The 15,950-nt window shown below is 69.0% G+C and carries 16 protein-coding genes; 2 read left to right on the top strand and 14 right to left on the bottom strand.

Annotated elements, in window-relative coordinates; all coding sequences use genetic code 11:
- Window positions 1–89: 89 nt before the first annotated feature.
- From AB0M48_RS25775 to AB0M48_RS25725, 11 genes are all read right to left on the bottom strand, one after another.
- Window positions 90–1,019, bottom strand: coding sequence for a universal stress protein (locus AB0M48_RS25775; protein ID WP_363846569.1), 930 nt, complete (start codon window positions 1,017–1,019; stop codon window positions 90–92).
- Window positions 983–1,576, bottom strand: a complete 594-nt coding sequence (locus AB0M48_RS25770) for a hypothetical protein (protein WP_363846567.1) — start codon at window positions 1,574–1,576, stop codon at window positions 983–985. The genes AB0M48_RS25775 and AB0M48_RS25770 overlap by 37 nt, the downstream gene beginning before the upstream one ends.
- A gap of 317 nt (window positions 1,577–1,893) precedes the next feature.
- Window positions 1,894–2,685 carry a polyphosphate kinase 2 gene (gene ppk2, locus AB0M48_RS25765; protein WP_363846565.1) on the bottom strand — a complete coding sequence of 264 codons (792 nt, stop codon included), beginning with the start codon at window positions 2,683–2,685 and terminating at the stop codon, window positions 1,894–1,896.
- Entirely contained in the window at window positions 2,685–5,210 is a 2,526-nt protein-coding gene (locus tag AB0M48_RS25760) for an HAD-IC family P-type ATPase (protein ID WP_363846563.1), read from the bottom strand. The genes ppk2 and AB0M48_RS25760 overlap by 1 nt, the downstream gene beginning before the upstream one ends.
- Window positions 5,191–5,598, bottom strand: a complete 408-nt coding sequence (locus tag AB0M48_RS25755) for a CBS domain-containing protein (protein ID WP_363846561.1) — start codon at window positions 5,596–5,598, stop codon at window positions 5,191–5,193. The genes AB0M48_RS25760 and AB0M48_RS25755 overlap by 20 nt, the downstream gene beginning before the upstream one ends.
- Window positions 5,595–6,044 carry a universal stress protein gene (locus AB0M48_RS25750; RefSeq protein ID WP_363846559.1) on the bottom strand — a complete coding sequence of 150 codons (450 nt, stop codon included), beginning with the start codon at window positions 6,042–6,044 and terminating at the stop codon, window positions 5,595–5,597. The genes AB0M48_RS25755 and AB0M48_RS25750 overlap by 4 nt, the downstream gene beginning before the upstream one ends.
- Before the next feature lie 30 nt (window positions 6,045–6,074).
- Window positions 6,075–8,654, bottom strand: a complete 2,580-nt coding sequence (locus AB0M48_RS25745) for a GNAT family N-acetyltransferase (protein ID WP_363846557.1) — start codon at window positions 8,652–8,654, stop codon at window positions 6,075–6,077.
- Window positions 8,651–9,154 carry a universal stress protein gene (locus AB0M48_RS25740; protein ID WP_363846555.1) on the bottom strand — a complete coding sequence of 168 codons (504 nt, stop codon included), beginning with the start codon at window positions 9,152–9,154 and terminating at the stop codon, window positions 8,651–8,653. Before AB0M48_RS25740 ends, AB0M48_RS25745 begins: the two co-directional genes overlap by 4 nt.
- 77 nt (window positions 9,155–9,231) lie before the next feature.
- Window positions 9,232–10,266 (bottom strand): DUF4010 domain-containing protein, encoded by a 1,035-nt coding sequence (locus tag AB0M48_RS25735; RefSeq protein ID WP_363846553.1) that lies wholly within the window; start codon window positions 10,264–10,266, stop codon window positions 9,232–9,234.
- Complete coding sequence (locus AB0M48_RS25730; protein WP_363846551.1) at window positions 10,236–10,445, bottom strand: MgtC/SapB family protein; 210 nt, start codon at window positions 10,443–10,445, stop codon at window positions 10,236–10,238. The genes AB0M48_RS25735 and AB0M48_RS25730 overlap by 31 nt, the downstream gene beginning before the upstream one ends.
- 3 nt (window positions 10,446–10,448) lie before the next feature.
- Complete coding sequence (locus AB0M48_RS25725; protein WP_363846549.1) at window positions 10,449–10,646, bottom strand: DUF1918 domain-containing protein; 198 nt, start codon at window positions 10,644–10,646, stop codon at window positions 10,449–10,451.
- Between the two features lie 146 nt (window positions 10,647–10,792).
- Here AB0M48_RS25725 and AB0M48_RS25720 point away from each other — a divergent pair, with 146 nt between their 5' ends.
- The gene (locus AB0M48_RS25720) at window positions 10,793–11,266 is read left to right on the top strand and encodes a universal stress protein (RefSeq protein WP_363846547.1); all 474 of its coding nucleotides are present in this window, start codon (window positions 10,793–10,795) and stop codon (window positions 11,264–11,266) included.
- Between the two features lie 769 nt (window positions 11,267–12,035).
- Complete coding sequence (locus AB0M48_RS25715; protein ID WP_363846545.1) at window positions 12,036–13,715, top strand: TIGR04141 family sporadically distributed protein; 1,680 nt, start codon at window positions 12,036–12,038, stop codon at window positions 13,713–13,715.
- Here the strand turns inward: AB0M48_RS25715 and AB0M48_RS25710 are convergent.
- The 3 genes from AB0M48_RS25710 to AB0M48_RS25700 are packed head-to-tail and all read right to left on the bottom strand — an operon-like array spanning window position 13,712 to window position 15,869.
- Window positions 13,712–14,587, bottom strand: a complete 876-nt coding sequence (locus tag AB0M48_RS25710; protein WP_363846543.1) for a universal stress protein — start codon at window positions 14,585–14,587, stop codon at window positions 13,712–13,714. The two genes, AB0M48_RS25715 and AB0M48_RS25710, sit on opposite strands and share 4 nt — an antisense overlap.
- Entirely contained in the window at window positions 14,584–15,150 is a 567-nt protein-coding gene (locus AB0M48_RS25705) for a CBS domain-containing protein (protein ID WP_363846540.1), read from the bottom strand. The genes AB0M48_RS25710 and AB0M48_RS25705 overlap by 4 nt, the downstream gene beginning before the upstream one ends.
- 26 nt (window positions 15,151–15,176) lie before the next feature.
- Window positions 15,177–15,869 (bottom strand): hypothetical protein, encoded by a 693-nt coding sequence (locus AB0M48_RS25700; RefSeq protein ID WP_363846538.1) that lies wholly within the window; start codon window positions 15,867–15,869, stop codon window positions 15,177–15,179.
- Window positions 15,870–15,950 lie beyond the last annotated feature (81 nt).

Genomic DNA, 15,950 nt, shown 5'->3' with positions numbered 1-15,950 from the left:
CCACGCCCAACCGTGGGCTGCGGGCACACCGACGCCAACGGGGGCGGGCCCGCCCACCGCAGCGCCCTCGCCCTTTGCCTTGTCCAGGTTCACACGGCCCGGTGAACCTGTTCAATCTGCTCAGACAACCCTGGACGCACGAGAAGCACAGGACACCGCGCGTACTGAACTACCGTGTGACTGGTCGCCCCAGCGCAGCCGTGTGAACCGACAACCAACAGCGCCGCGTTTTTGGATAGTTCCACGAGCCGCCCTGCGGCAGACCCGTGCACCACATGACATTCCACTCGAACACCAGGGTGCCGATCAGCACAAGAAGCAAGCCGCTGCGCTACCAGGGACTGACGAACGGCATCGAGCCCGGACCACACGATCCCCACAGACTCGGCGAGCTCCGCGGACTCGAACGGCGGCTTCCGGGCGTGCACGGCCACCAGCGACGTGGCACGGGCAGCGGCTTCTTCGAACGCCCGATCCAGGACCAGCCAGTCCTCCGGCGCACCGTGCACACCGACGACCACAGACCGGCCGGGGACAGGATCGTCACCCCTCATGATGACGACCGGGCACCACGAACTGGACGACAGCACGACAGCGACCGAGCCGAGTAACAGACCCTCGAACCCGCCACGTCCGCGTGCGCCGACCACAACGAGGGCGGCCGTCTCCGACTCCTGCCCCAGCAGCACGGCTGCGGTGGTCACTTCGACATGCGTCTGAACATCCAGGCCGGGCGCGGTTTCTTTCGCCGTCGCGGCAGCCTCCTGCATCCAATCCATGGCCTCGTCATGCAAGGCACTGCGCGCCAGTTTGGAAACGTCTGGTACACCAGCAGGCAACGGGAGTTCCGCGTGAACGAGGCGCAGTTCCGCACCGCGCCGTACAGCGTCTTCCGCCGCCCACCGGACAGCACGCAGGGAGAACTGGGACCCGTCAACACCCACGACAACAACGTTTGAGTGTCCTATCGGAACGGTGTGAGTCACCGCCCGGTCCAGTCCGGCGCGGTCAGCTCCCATTCGAGCTGCCACCAGCGCAGGCGAATCCTCATGTGCACGATCCGCACCAGTCCGTACGACAGCGCCATCGCACCCGCGATCAGTCCCCACAGCAGCAGTGCGCTGAAGATCGCGTTGAACGTGGCTCCCTGGTTCGTCATGGGAGGTTCGGTCGGCTCACCGCTCAGGTCGACCCAGATCCGCAGAGTCGTGCCGGCCTCGGCGCCGTAGGGCGCCCGAACGACACCCTCTCGCTCAAAGCCGCCAGGCGTGCGCCAGGTCGCGATGGCCTCAGTTGTCTCGACCAGCGCCTCGCTACTGGCGGCACCGTCCATCGACGGCGCGTCCTCCACAAGCACCGCGCTCACCTGAGTCCGGCTTTTCTGCTCGGCCTCGACGCGGGACTCGTGCGTCGCGTAGATCTCCGAGCCGATCGCTCCGGTCACCGGGACAGCGAGCAACGCCACCACGACTCCCAGCGCGAGCACCGCGCCTTCGATCCGGTCGCCGAGCGTGGCGAGCGGGTTGCGTCCGGGAATAGCCCTGCGGACTAGTCGGGACAGCGTGTTCGCGGTCATGGTCCACCTCCACCGTCAAGACTTCCGGGTGCAAGCGGTGGCCCCCAGGGACCTTGGTCTCGTCTCCGATGAGCCCCTGGTCTCGCCGAGACGACGTCAGGGATCGCAGGCTCGCTGTGACGCTCGCCGACGAGGACGCGGACACCACTGGTGCCGCGGCTGCTCCTCACGGCCTCGGTCGGCGTTGACGAGCTGACCGGTGACGTTCTGGTGCGGTGCGCGTCGTGCCACCGGACGCCCCGCACGTCTGCCACGCAGCAGATCATCCGCGCCTGCCGAGCCAGCCTGGCTGCGGCGCAAGGTTTCTCCTGCGACGTTCAAACCAGTTTGGCGGCGTGATCAGGCGCTTCTCGCTGGAGAGCGCGGGCCGTGCGCTGGTAGCCGCTGGACGGTGGCCGCGCGGGCAGCTTGATCTTCGGCGCGGTAACCTCGTGGTAGTCGATGGTGCTGAGCAGGTGGGCGATCATGTTGATCCGCGCCCGTCGCTTGTCGTCGCCTTCGACCGCGTACCAGGGTGACTCGGTGATGTCCGTGTGCACCATCATCTCGTCCTTGGCGCGCGAGTAGTCCTCCCAGCGCGTCAACGACTCCAGGTCCATCGGCGAGAGCTTCCACCGCTTGAGCGGGTCGTCCAGACGCTTGCGGAACCGGCGTTCCTGCTCGGCGTCGCTCACCGAGAACCAGTACTTCCGCAGCAGGACACCGTCTTCGACCAGCATCCGTTCGAACTGCGGACACTGCCGGAGGAACAGCCGGTGCTCCTCCCGCGTGCAGTAGCCCATCACGCGTTCGACGCCCGCGCGGTTGTACCAACTCCGGTCCAGCAGCACGATCTCGCCCGCCGCCGGCAGATGTGCCACATAACGCTGGAAGTACCACTGGGTGCGTTCACGTTCGCTGGGCGCCGGCAGAGCCACGATCCGGGCGACGCGCGGGTTGAGGTGCTCGGTGATCCGTTTGATCGCCGAGCCCTTGCCCGCCGCGTCCCGCCCCTCGAACACCACCACGAGCCGGGCACCTGTGGCCTTCACCCACTCCTGCAGCTTCACCAGCTCGGTCTGCAACCGCAGCAGTTCCTGCTCGTACACCTCGCGTCCCAGCTTCGCCATCAGCTTCCCTTCCGGCTGCGCTGCCGCCACTTCTCCAGCTCCACGATGGCGTAGGACGCCGCGCTCAGCATGAAGACCACCAGCCAGGGCTGCCACCCGAGCGGCGCGGTGTGGAACAGGTCGTTCATGAACGGCACATAGGTCAGCAGTGCCTGCAAGCCCACGGTCACCGCGATGCCTGCCCACAGCCAGCGGTTCGGTCCGGTGCTCGGCCGCCACTTCTCCAGCGACCGGCAGTTGACCAGGTACGCGATCTGGGCGCCGACGAACACGTTCACCGCGACTGTGCGCGCGACGTCGAGCGTCGCGCCGGACGCGAGCTGCCAGCGGAAGGCGCCGAACGAGCACGCGAGCAGGATCGCGGAGACGAACACGATCCGGCCGACCAACTGCCGGGTCAGCAGCGGCAACGACGGCGGCAGCGGCGGTCGGCTCATCACGTCCGCTTCGCGCGGCTCGAACGCCAGCGTCAGTCCCAACGCCACGGCGGTGGTCATGTTGATCCACAGGATCTGCACCGGCAGGATCGGCAGTGCCGCGCCGAGCAGGATCGCCGTGAGGATCACCAGGCCCTCGGCCATGTTGGTGGGCAGCGTCCAGATGATGAACTTGCGCAGGTTGTCGAAGACCGCGCGGCCTTCCTCGACGGCGGCGCGGATGGAGGCGAAGTTGTCGTCGATCAGCACCATGTCGGCCGCCTGCTTGGCCACCTCGGTACCGCCCTTGCCCATCGCCACACCGATGTCCGCGCGCCGCAGCGCGGGTGCGTCGTTCACGCCGTCGCCGGTCATCGCGACCACCTCGCCACCGGCCTGGATCTGCTTGACCAGCCGCAGTTTCTCCTCGGGCGCGACGCGGGCGTGCACGTCGGTGATGCCGAACTCCGCCGCGATGGCACGGGCGGTGGCCGGGTGGTCACCAGTGATCATCTTGACTTCGATGCCCGCCGCCTGACAGGCACGCACCGCTTCGATCGCCTCGGGCCGTGCCGGGTCGTGCATCGCGACCAGGCCCAGCAACTCCACGTTGCCGCGCAAGGCTTCTTCGGACAGCTCGATGCCTGCCGCGCGGCCGATGGCCAGAACCCGCAAGCCGGCTGCGGCCAGCTCCTCGGCTTCGAGGCACCGGTCCAGCCCGGCGAGGGCGACGATCCGTTCGACCGCGCCCTTGACGTAGACCACGTCGTTGGCGTGCCGGGTCGCCATGAACATCCGTTCCGAGCTGAACGGCAGCACGTCCACCCGTTGCGGCACATCGGCCTCGTCGAGACCGATCTTGTGAGCCGCCACGACGAGCGCGGCCTCGGTCGGATCGCCGACGGGTAGCCAGCGGCCGCCGTCCTCGACGATCCGTGCGTCGTTGCACGCCAGTCCCGCCAGCAGGCATTCACGCAGTGCCGAGGTCGGTTCGGGCGTCACGACTCCGGTTGGCTCGTAGCCGATGCCCGACAGCTCATGACGCGTGCTTCCCACCACAACCGCGTTGACCGTCATCGCGTTCGCGGTCAGCGTTCCCGTCTTGTCGGTGCAGATGACCGTGGTGCTGCCCAGCGTCTCCACGGCGGGCAGTCTGCGGATGATCGCGTTGCGCTTCGCCATCCGCGCCACCCCGATGGCCAGCGTCACCGTGACCGCGGCGGGCAGGCCTTCCGGGATCGCGCCGACCGCGAGCGCGACAGCGGCGGTGACCATCTCCGCGAGTGGTTCACCGCGCACCACGCCGACCACGACGCTGAACGCCGCGAGCCCGAGGATCACCACGGTCAAGATCTGGCTGAAGCGCGCCAGTTTGCGGGTGAGCGGGGTCTGCACGGTGGTGGTCGTGCTGACGAGCCGGTGCACGCGGCCGATCTCGGTGTCCCCGGCGGTTCCGACCACGACACCGCGCCCACCACCGGCGGTGACCAGCGTGCCGGAGTACGCCATGTTGACGCGGTCAGCCAATGCGGTGTCCGAGGGCAACGTCACCGGGTCTTTCGCCACCGGCACCGACTCCCCGGTCAACGCCGACTCGTCGATGCGCAACTCCTTGGTCGCCACGAGCCGGAGGTCCGCGCCGACCTGGTCGCCTGCCTCCAGGACAACCAGGTCGCCGGGAACGAGCTCCGCGGACGGAACCCGTGCGGTGAGGCCGTCGCGCACGACGGTCACCTCGGTGCGCACCATCGCCGTCAGGGCGTCCAGGGCCCGTTCGGCGCGCGCCTCCTGGATGAACCCGATGATCGCGTTGACCACGACGACGCCGAACACCACGGAGGCGTCCACGATCTCGCCGAGCGCGGCGGTGATGCCGGCGGCCACCAGCAGCACGTAGATGAGCGGGTGGTGCAGCTGTCCGAGCAGCCGCACCACCCAACTCGGCCCGCGCGAGGCGGGCAGCTCGTTCGGGCCGAGCGCGGCCAGGCGGTCCCGCCACTGGGCGGTGGACAGGCCGGTGGCTTCATCGGTTTCCGCGATGAGGACGATCTCGGCCACCGGCAGTCCGTGGTGGACGACGTCCTCGCGGTCAGCTGTGGACAACGGCACGGTCTGCCTCCACGTGCAGTTTCTGGTTGTTCCGGCTGATCAGCTGGAGAAGCGAGAGCCTGGTGACCATGCCGGCGACGTACCTGCCGTCGAGCACAGGCACGCACAGCACCTCGTAGCGGGCCATCGCGTCGAAGAGCGTCGTCGCAGGCGTCTCCCGCGTTGCCACGAGCACCGGCTGCGACATCACCTGCTGCACGAGAGGTGAGGTCACACCCTCCTTGCCACGCAGCACGTCCACCCTCGTCACCACGCCCAGGAACCCGCCCTCGTCGACGACGGGCAGCATGGTGAGGCCGAAGTCGTCCATGAGGCCGCCGGCGTGGCGGGCGAAGTCGCGCGGCCCGACCGCGACGAGCGGCCGGACCATCCCGTCAGCGGCCTTCATCGCGCGGTCTCCGCTAGCTCGCGGTCGTCCACGGGGATGACGACGATCGGCGCGTGTGCGTGCCGCACGACGTGCATGCTCGTCGAGCCCAGGACGATCTGGCGGATCCGGTGCCCGGTGTGCGAGGCGACGACCAGCATCGCGGCGCCCTCCGAGGTCCGTTCGAGCACCTCGGCCGCGTCACCCCGCAAGCTCTTGCGGACGATCTCGGGCATCTCCTGGCGCTTCTCCGCGGCGGTCCGCACCGCCTTCTCGATCAGGGCCTCAGACTCGGCTCGCATGCGCTGCTCGGTGGTCTCGGTCCAGTCGGTCAGCGCCTCGAAGGTCCAGGCGTGCACAACGTGCAAGGGGCAACCGCGCACGACGGCCTCGTCGAGCGCCCACTCCAGTGCCAGGTTCGACGCGGGCGTTCCGTCGATGCCCACCACGATCGGCTTGGTGCTCATGGCTTGTTCTCCCTCGGTTCGTGGTTCTGGTCAGGTGGTGCGCAGCCGGCGCAGGAACGGGTCGGTGTGCGGGGCCGGTGCGACGCGTACTCGTGCGTCGACGACCACGCATCCGGTGTCGCTCAGCACCAGGGGGTTGATGTCGAGTTCGACGATCTCGGGCAGTGCGCCGGCCAGTTCCGCGACGCGGAGCAGCACTTCCCGCACGGCGTCCTCGTCGGCGTCTGCGAGCACGTGGCCCGCGGTGCGGAAACCGTGCAGCAGGTCATCCGCGTCCGCTGTGGACAGTGGCGCGAGAGCCGCGGCCCGATCGTCGAGCAGATCGGTGTCCACGCCACCGAGACCGGCCACTACGAGCGGTCCGAACTTCTCGTCGGTGACCACGCCGACCAGCAGCTCCCGGCCGCCGGACGCCATCGGCTGCACGAACACGCCGCGCAACCGGTCGCCGAAGCGTTCCTGGAACGCGCGGAAGGCTTCCGCCACACCTGCCGCGTCGGTGACGCCGAGTTCCACGCCGCCTCCCTTGCTCTTGTGCAGCAGGTCATCCGCTACCGCCTTGAGCGCGACCGGGCCGTCATAGGCGCGCTGGGCTGCCACGGCGTGCTCCGCCGTCGTGGTCAGGGTTCCGCCCAGCACCGGCAGCCCGAACGCGGTCAGCAGCGTGACGACGTCATCCGGGGGCAGCCAACCCTCCGGCCGATTCGCGACGACCGCGTTCGCGGCGTCGAGGTCGATCCGGTTCAGACGGGCGAACTCCCTCGGCCGCGCCAGCCAGTCCGCGCGCTCGGCCAGCCGCGCCAGCGCCGCGGCGGCGCGAGCGGGCTCCGCGTAGCAGGGCACTTCTCCTGCCAGGCGTTCGGTTTGGCCGGTGCGCACTGCGAGCACCGGTTTGCCGTTGACGTTGCGCACGCCGCCGGTGGGGTCGCCGAGGGCGGTCGGCACCGTCACGGTGATCACGGCGTCGACCGCCGGGTCCGTGCCGACGATGTCGAGGCAGCGGGCGAAGGTCTTCTCGTCGACGACGGCGGTGGTGTCGACCGGGTTCTGCAGGCTGGCCGTCTGCGGGACCAGTTCGGCCAACGCCCTGCGGGTCTCCTCACCGAGCGTGGCCATGTGCAGGCCTTGGCGGACGCAGGCGTCCGCGGCCAGCACGCCGAGTCCGCCGGCGTTGCTGAGCACCGCCACCGACCGTCCACTGGGGAGCGGCTGCCAGCTCAGGGCCATCACGGCGTCGGTCAGTTCCGGCACGCTGTCGACCGCGATCACGCCCGCCTGCCGGAACAGCGCGTCCCTGGTGACCGACGGCGTCGCGGTCGAGGCGGTGTGCGAGGCGGCGGCGCGCTGGCCGGCCTCGCTGGTGGCGGCGCGGATGGCGAGCACCGGTTTGGTCGCGGCGACGCGGCGGGCGATGCGCGCGAACTTGCGCGGGTTGCCGAACGATTCCAGGTACAGCGCGATGATCCGGGTGTCCTGATCGTGCTCCCACCACATCAGCAGGTCGTTGCTGCTGATGTCGAGCTTGTCACCGGTGGACACCAGGCTCGACAGCCCCAGACCGAGCCGGCGCAGTTCCTCCTGCACGCCGATCGCGATGCCACCGGACTGGGTGACGAGCCCAACGCCACCCGGAAGAGTGCTGTCGGCCGCGAACGTGGCGTTCATCCGCACCGCCGGTGCGCTCGTCGACACACCCAGGCAGTTCGGCCCCACCAGGCGCATGCCATGCGCACGAACCGCCTTGAGCAACTCCTCTGCGTCGACGCCGGACGAGATGACGACCAACGCCCGCACGCCCCGGCGACCGCACTCCTCGGCAACAGCGGGAACGGCCTTCGCCGGCACGCACAACACCGCCAGCTCGGATGCCTCCGGCAGTTCGGTGACCGAGGCGTAGCAGTCGACGCCGGCCACGGACTTCGCGTGCGGGTTGACCGCGTACAGGTCGCCGGTGAAGCTGCCCTCGATGAGGTTGCGCAGGACCGCATTGCCCACCGAGCCCGGTGACCGACCAGCGCCGATCACGGCGATCGAACTGGGACGCAACACGTGCGTCAGGCTCGCGACGTCGGCGCGCGACTCCCGTTCGCTCACCACGTCGAGGTAGTGGTCGCCCGGCTCGAGAACGAGCTCGACGTAGATGACCTCGCCGTCGGGCACGATCGAGGTGACCAGACCCAGGTCGGTGAACACCCGAAGCATCCGGCCGTTGATCGTGAGCACCTCGGCGGTGAACCGCCGCACCCCACGACCGCGCGCGAGCGACGCGAGGTGTTCCAGCAGCAGGGTGCCGACACCGTGCGCCTGCTCGGTGTGCGACACCACGAGTGCGACCTCCGCGAAGTCGGTCTCGCGTACCACCACGTAGCTCGCGGCCCCCAGCAACCGGTTCTCACGGAAGGCGCCGAGCACCACGTGCTGTGGCGCGTCCGGCGAGATCATTCGCTCGACGAAGTCCTCCAGCTGCCGCGGCGACGTGCTGAAGAACCTCATGTACCGGTCCTCGACCGGCAGACCCCGGTGCAGCTCGAGCAACGCCGAGACGTCGCCCGGCCCCAGCTCGCGCACCGTGACGACCGAACCGTCCGTCAGCAACGCCGCCGCGTTCACAGCAGCGGTCCCGGCGTCAGCGGGAGCGCGGGCTCCGCGACCGGACGTTCCTGCCCGACCTTCGCTTCGCGGACCACGACCACGGGACACGACGCGTGATGCACGCAGTAGGCGCTGACCGAGCCGAGGATCGCCTCGACGATCCTGCTGTGCCCCCGGTTGCCGACGACGAGCAGTGCCGCGTCCTCCGACGCCTTGAACAGCACGTCGCGGGCATCACCCTCGACCAGGATCTGACGGATCTCCACGCCCTCGAAGCCCTCCACCGAACGGTCGAGGACCTTCTGCGCCGCCGACTTCATCGCCTGAGGCGACACCTCGGCGAAGACCTCCGCGGGCAGTGGCCCGATCATCACGCCGTAGTCGGCGTGCCACGCCGTCACCGCGTCGACCCCGCACCCGCGCCTGCGGGCGTCCTCGACAGCCCACCGCAACGCGGCCAGGGAGGCCGGTGATCCATCGACTCCGACCACCACGGGCCGGGACTCGTTCTCGCTCATGCACTTCAGCCTCGTGGACCGTGCCGTCGCCGGTGAGTGGCTGCGGTCCCGCGCCGTCCGGGACCTTCGTCCCCCACCTACCAGGCCATGCCCAGCCCCACCGCCACGACCACGGGCGCCAGCCACGCGGCAAGCCTGAGTGCGAACCGCGGTCCGCCGGCGACTGCGGCCAGCACGAGCTTCACGATGGTGTTCGTGGCCAGCGCCGCACCACACGCCAGCACCGCGATGTGCACCGAAATGGGCTGCGGCGCGAGCGAGGCAGCCGCGATCGCTGCCGCGTGCGCGTCCGCCAGGCCGCCGAGAGCGACCGCGGCCACCACTCCCCCGCCACCGAGCCACTCCGCCGCAGCGCGGGTGAGCACGAGGAACAGCACGAGGACCGCCGCCAGCGACAGTGCCGCCTTCAGCGACATCGGCCTGCTGACGACGGGCTCGTCGTTCTCCGCTTCAGCGGGCTTCGTGCGCCACACCAGCCATGCCACCTCGACCAGCAGCACCACGACGCCGGCTCCGATCGAGGGCAGGAGTCTCAGCGCGACCGGCGGGCCGGCGATGGCGGTCACCGCGACGATCTGCGCCAGCGTGGCCAGGTTGACCGCCACCGCACCGGGAAACACCGCCGCACCGGCGGTTCGGTACTTGCGCGCCATCACCGCGGTCGTCGCCGAACCGGACACGAAACCGCCCGCGAACCCGGTGACGAGCAAGCCCCAGCGTTCCCCGAACGCACGAGCCGCGACGTACCCGGCCCAGCCGATCACCGTGACGGCGATGACCAGCCACCACACGCGGGCGGGGTTCAACACCCCGTACGGGCCGAGCGTCCGGTTCGGCAGCAACGGCAGCACGACGAACGCGACGACGAACAGGATCGTCGCGTCACGCACGTCCTGATCGCTCACCACCTTGCGGGCAAACCGGTGCAACGGCGTTTTGGCGGCCAGCAACGCGGCAGCCGCCACGCCCACCGGCACCGCGAATTCGGGCCGGTGCCAGGCGAGCGCGCCCAGCAGGAACGTGGCGATGGCGGCGATCTCGGTCGTCGCGCCCGGCTCGGACGTGCGCAGGTACCACGCGATCACGAGAGCGGCGACGGCTCCGAGAGCCACCCCAGCGCGACCGGTGACAACGCGGCGCTGACCGCACCAACCAGTGCGATCAGCGGAAACGTTCGCGACCCGGCAGGCCTGATCGAGTCGTGCTCGGTGTCGTGCTCACGTTCCACGCCCAGCAGCAACCCGATCGCGAGCGCCGTCGCGAGGTGGCCGAGTGCGACAGCGGTGTCCACCGCTCAGCCCGCGTGGAGGCGAGCGGCCTCGTCCGCAGTCGTGACGATGTGCGTGTCGGGGCCTGGGAACACCAGCGCCTCGTGCTCGGTGTCCAGCCACCGCACGAGGTAAGGAGGTCTGCCGTCCTCGTGCTTGACCGCCGTGACCTGTCCGCGCCGACCGCCGGGCTCCACCAGCCAGTCGCCCCTCTTCACCTTCATGACGTCCTCCGTTCGATCCGTGCGATCGAGGGTTCGCCACGCACGTGCGAGTCAGCAGTGCGGATGGGCTCACCTCGCTCGTGACGTTGGTCCCTGCCAACGTTCAAGGCCTGGCCGCACGCTGGTTGCGAGTGATGGGAGCAGCTATGAGGACACCTGTGATCCTGGTCGGCGTCGACGGTTCGACCGAGTCGCGCGCGGCGTTGCGCTGGGCGATGGAGGAAGCAGCACACCGCGGCGCCAGGGTCGAGGCGATGCTGGCCCACCACCGGGAGCCCGCGATCGTGCCTGCCGCGCCGATGGGGCTCAACCCGTACGGCGAGATGCCACAACGACACCCCGCCCATGAGCTCCACGAGGCGGTGCGGCAGGTGCGCGCCACGGTGCTGCACGCGCCTGACGTCGCCGAGTGCGTCGTCGTGGGCGATGCCGCCGTGCAACTGGCTGAGGCCTCGAAGCACGCCGCGTTGCTGGTGATCGGTACCCGCGGCCGCGGTGCGGTCCGCGAGTTCCTTTCGCACGGCGTCGCTGCGAATTGCCTGCGCCACGCCGAGTGCCCGGTCGTGGTCATTCCGCCGACCGCGAGCCACTGGCGACGAGTTCGAGAAGTGACCGCCTGAAACCGATTTCACAAGTCGAATTCCACGCGCCCAGGCTCAAATTCCACCCGACTTACGGCGTGTAACACAAACATTGATCCAGACGACGTCTCGTCCCGGATCGACCACCCGCGCGCATGCGACGAACGGTCGTTCAGCAGCACATCAGCGACGCCGCGAAGTGCACACGATCAGTCACTCTGCGCAATGGCGCACGTCGAACTTTCCTCAACATGACCATTTTTTGTCATTTAGCGGCCTACGACAAGGTTGTCAACGCGCCCAAGAAGCAAAGTGGACAGTCCTCATGGCCAGCCATTTGAACAATCGCTCCAGCGACATGCGAGTTCGGCCCTGCCAAACACCGCTTGCCGCTCGGCGACCGACGTCGACCACTCAATGGTCTTAGGCGTGTCGGCACCGAAGTTCATACGTGGCGCGTGCGACTCTTGGATCACGCCCAAGGCTCACATGCCCTGGACGTGCGAACGCGACCCCCTGTTGGCGCAGGAGGCCGCGTGAAGTTCCACCGGCAAGAACCTGGCCTCAGAACCAGAACAAGTCGGGAGAACGCGCGCCGAGTCTAGGTCGTCACAGGCGCGCAGGACCAGTCACGATCGTGTGACGTCTGCCCCCAAATGGGCGATGGCACTCGGTGTCCACATCGGACCGTCACAGGCCTGCGCACGGGCTGTCCGGTTGCGCGCGTTCTTCCACGCAGCCCCATTGAGCCCGACGACGCGCACCAGCTAACCCGCGCGTCGTCTTTGAACGACAGGAAGTTCCTACCTTGGCAAGGGCACTCCCCTCGGGAGCGGCGACGGTCTGCCGCTTTCCCAACACGCAGGAAGACCTCAGTGACTACCTCAAGAAGGTCGAGGGCGTCGACCTGAGGTACCACGGCGAACTCCTGATCGCCGGAACCCGGACCTATGTGTACGCCGGCATCCGCAGCAGCGGTGAGCCGAACTGGGTACGGCACCTCACTGAGGTCTCCGACCTCGAGAACCTGGGCATCGTCGGCAACTCGCCGTTCGCGCTCGTCGTCGTCGAGATCGACGAAGACTGGGTCTGCGCTGTCACCTGGGGCGCGCCGAGCCGGTTCATGCTCGACGAACTGCTGCTCGACGACGACTTCGGCTTGAACTTCGGCATCAGGCGGATCGATCCCGACATGGTCCGCGTGATCCGCAGCAATCTGCTCGACGTCTCCGCTCGCGGCATGGAGGTCTCGTTCCCGTCAGGCAGCTCACTGGCCGGATTCCCGCTGGAACCCGCGGGCGAACTCGTCACCGGCATCGAGGGGCCTGCCGATCTGACAGGTCTGACCTACGACACCGCCACCGACGGCAGGTCGTGGCACATCAGGGCTGGGCGAGCGCTGAACATTCAGCTCGGCCGCACGCCCGAGACCTTCATCGCCGACCTGCGCACGATCTGCGCGATCGTCGACGAGGACGCGGCCGACGCACCCCTGCGCCGCATCGCCGAGATCCGTGCCGTCAGCCACAACAACACGGTGATGGCCGGCCTGGAAACTCGTTTCGCCGAGGCTCTCGGTGGCGACGACCAGTTCGGGCCGCTGGGTGTCTGCTGGCCCTCTGCGGCGCTCAGCGAGATCGGTCAGGCGAACTCCTTCTCCTCCAGTCGAATCGGCCCGACCGGTCCACGAGCACTGGCACCCGGCTTCGGCATCCACGAGCTCCTGGAGCCGTTCGCCGGCATCGATGCCGTACGCCGAATCGACGTGCTGCGGGAAGCAGGCCTCGCCCCCTGCGAGGACGACCTGGGTACGGAACTGCTCACCCGCCCGATCTCCATGACCAAGTGGGTGGCCTTCGAGACAGTTGTGGAAGGCCGTACCTACTCCCTGCACCAGGGAAAGTGGTACGAGATCGGCGAAGACGCGGTCGCGCGTGTTCGCGAGCAGGTCCGGGAGTTGCTGAAGAACAAGAGCGCGCTGACGTTCCCGCTGTGGGTCCCGTCCGGCGAGACCACCGACGAGCACGACTACTGCAAGCTGGTGGCCAAGCAGCCCGGCTACCTCTGCCTGGACCGCGGCCTCGCGTACACCTCGATGCACCGGCGGGGTTTCGAGCTCGCCGACGTCGTCGGCCCCGGTGACGAGGTCGTCCACGTGAAGTGGCTCGGTGGTGCCACCGCGGCGAGCCACCTGTACACGCAGGCTCAGGTGTCGGCGTGGTCGCAGCGGTTCGAGCCCGAGGCGATGCAGCAGTTGCGGGACAAGGTCCGCGTGCTCGACAGCGCCCGAGGGATCACCGACCGGCCCAAGGTCGCCGTTCTCGCCATCGCAGGCCGCACGTGGGACGTCGACAAGTTGTTCACGCTGTCCCAGGTGAGCCTGCTGCGCCTGAGTCAGACCCTGCGCGGTCTCGGCATCGAGCTGCAGTTCGCCGACATCCCCTACGTCGCGAAGACGAAGGGGAAGTCGGCGAACAACGCGGCCTAGTCGGGTCGCACGATCGCCAACGGGCACGGCGCGTTGTAGACGAGTGCCTGACTCGTCGAGCCGAGCAGCATGCCGGCGAACCCGCCGTGCCCGTGGCTACCGACCACCACGAGCTGAGCCTCGGCCCCGTACCGCATCAACGCTCGTACGGGCCGATCGCGCACGACCACCGGGTGCACCTGCACGTCCGGGTACTTCTCCTGCCATCCGGCGAGGCGCTGCGCCAGCAGCCTGCGTTCGTCGGCCTCCACCTGCCCCCAGTCCACGGTGAACCGCGACGCGGTGTACGCGCTCTCCACCATGAAGTCCGTCCAGCACATCACGACGGTGAGCTGCGCGTCGCGCATCGACGCCGTCTCGAAGGCGAACGCCAGCGCGGCCTCACTCGTAGGCGACCCGTCGACACCGACGACCACCGGACCGTCGGAAACGGCGGTGCCGCGGACCACGACGACCGGGCTCTTCCCGTGCGCTGCCAACGCCAACGCCGTGGAACCGACGATCATGCCGGTCACCGTGCCCAGGCCTTGCGAGCCGACCACGACGAGGCGCGCGGACTTCGACTCCTCGATCAGCAGCGTGGTGGAGCCGCAGCACACGATCTCCGTCGTCAGCTCGACGTCCGGTGCCGCCGCCCGCGCGGCCGCGGTGGCCTCGTCCAGCTTCTCGCGGCCCAGGCTCTCCATCGCCCTGCGGATCTCGCTGCCGGTGAGGATGATCTCGGGATAGCCGCGCGTCGGCAGCACGTACGCGTGCACCAGCCGCAACGGCACCTTGTGCCGGGCGCACTCCTGCGCGGCCCAGGTCACGGCGGACAGCGCCGAAGCGGAGCCGTCGACACCGACGACGATCGGGGCGGATGGGGCCTTCATCGTTGTCCTCCAGTCAGAACACGAGTGCGCAGCACTCCTGGTACAGCGTCAGCGAGTGCGACGAGCACACGTTCGGTCTCGTCGTCAGTGGTCGGGGCTCCGATCACGGCTTCGCCTTCGTGGACGACGACCGTCCATTTGCGACCGCCGCCGTACACGTCGAGCACGCGTTGGACCTCCGCCGTCACCGTCGTGTCGGCCCTCGCGAGCACGCGCACCAGGTCGCGGCGGGTGACGACGCCGATCACGGTCGAGCCGTCGACGATCGGGACGCACCGCCGGCGGTCGTCGATCATGACGCGGGCCAGCATCTCGGCGGGCGCGGCGGCGTCCATCGCGTCGGCGGGGGTGGTCATCACGTCGGCGACGACGGCGCCGGTCTGTTCGAGGTACTTGCCGCGCACCAGGTCGGCCTCGGTGACGATGCCGACGAGGCGCTTGTCGTCGTCGACGACGGGCAGTGCGGTGAACCCGTGCGAGACCATCAGTGCGGCCGCGCCCTTGAGCGGTACGGCCGGGGTGATCGTGATCACCGGGCTGGTCATGACGTCGCGAGCACGCATGGCGGAACTCCCTTCCAGCTACGACACTAGGAATCGGAACGGTCAGCGAACGCAGCCCTAGGTCCCGTCCCGACCGGGCCCTTGGCACCGACGATCGCCAGGGCTTGCGGGAAGCCCGCGAGGCCGTGTCGTTCGATCAGGCCCGCCCGCCACGCTCGCCGGTGCACCACGTGAACCACCGGCCGGACGGCCACGCCGGCGCTGCGTCCCGCCAGCACCGCGGCCTGCAACGCCGCTCCGCCCCGGACGTGGTCGGGGCGCCGGTCATCGGTGCTGATCACCACAAGCTCGTCCTGGCTGAGTGCGCGCAACTCGATCCCGGCCCAGTGGTTGGCCCAGCCGAGCTTGCGGGCGTCACCTTCACCAGTCGCGTCAGCGAGCCTGATCGCCCGGTGCAGGTCGAGGTCCTGAGGATCCGGCGGCTCACGGCGATCCGCGTGCACGATCGCGACCAGGTTCGGGCTGGCCTGGTCGGACGGGAACACCACGCGCGGATGCAAGCCTGCGGACCGCACGGCGAGCACGGCGTTCTCCAGGGCCGCGCCACAGGAGAGCAGGCGGTCGAAGCCGAGCGGGTCGTGCTCGGAGCGCTGTCCCGTCTCGAAGAGGTAGATCGACCGGCCGTGCAGCTCCAGCGCCCACGGGCGGTCCGCGCTGTACACGGGTGCCTTACCGGCCGCCTCGACGATCGCTGCGGCCTCTGCTGGGTTCCAACGCATACCCCGACGGTTCCGCCGGACCACGCGGCGCGGACAGAGCGGACCTGCCCGCTGGGAACGGGCCCTTGGACTCTCCGCGAG

It is taken from the genome of Lentzea sp. NPDC051208 (genome assembly GCF_040682435.1).
GTDB lineage: Bacteria > Actinomycetota > Actinomycetes > Mycobacteriales > Pseudonocardiaceae > Lentzea > Lentzea kristufekii.
Note: the sequence above shows the minus strand (reverse complement) of the source record. Positions and strands in the feature narration are given on the sequence as shown.

Excerpts from the sequence above, each read along its gene's own strand:
- AB0M48_RS25775 (WP_363846569.1), bottom strand. The coding sequence starts at position 1,019 with ATGGGAGCTGACCGCGCCGGACTGGACCGGGCGGTGACTCACACCGTT.
- AB0M48_RS25770 (WP_363846567.1), bottom strand. The coding sequence starts at position 1,576 with ATGACCGCGAACACGCTGTCCCGACTAGTCCGCAGGGCTATTCCCGGA.
- ppk2 (WP_363846565.1), bottom strand. The coding sequence starts at position 2,685 with ATGGCGAAGCTGGGACGCGAGGTGTACGAGCAGGAACTGCTGCGGTTG.
- AB0M48_RS25755 (WP_363846561.1), bottom strand. The coding sequence starts at position 5,598 with ATGAAGGCCGCTGACGGGATGGTCCGGCCGCTCGTCGCGGTCGGGCCG.
- AB0M48_RS25750 (WP_363846559.1), bottom strand. The coding sequence starts at position 6,044 with ATGAGCACCAAGCCGATCGTGGTGGGCATCGACGGAACGCCCGCGTCG.
- AB0M48_RS25740 (WP_363846555.1), bottom strand. The coding sequence starts at position 9,154 with ATGAGCGAGAACGAGTCCCGGCCCGTGGTGGTCGGAGTCGATGGATCA.
- AB0M48_RS25725 (WP_363846549.1), bottom strand. The coding sequence starts at position 10,646 with ATGAAGGTGAAGAGGGGCGACTGGCTGGTGGAGCCCGGCGGTCGGCGC.
- AB0M48_RS25720 (WP_363846547.1), top strand. The coding sequence starts at position 10,793 with ATGAGGACACCTGTGATCCTGGTCGGCGTCGACGGTTCGACCGAGTCG.
- AB0M48_RS25710 (WP_363846543.1), bottom strand. The coding sequence starts at position 14,587 with ATGAAGGCCCCATCCGCCCCGATCGTCGTCGGTGTCGACGGCTCCGCT.
- AB0M48_RS25705 (WP_363846540.1), bottom strand. The coding sequence starts at position 15,150 with ATGCGTGCTCGCGACGTCATGACCAGCCCGGTGATCACGATCACCCCG.
- AB0M48_RS25700 (WP_363846538.1), bottom strand. The coding sequence starts at position 15,869 with ATGCGTTGGAACCCAGCAGAGGCCGCAGCGATCGTCGAGGCGGCCGGT.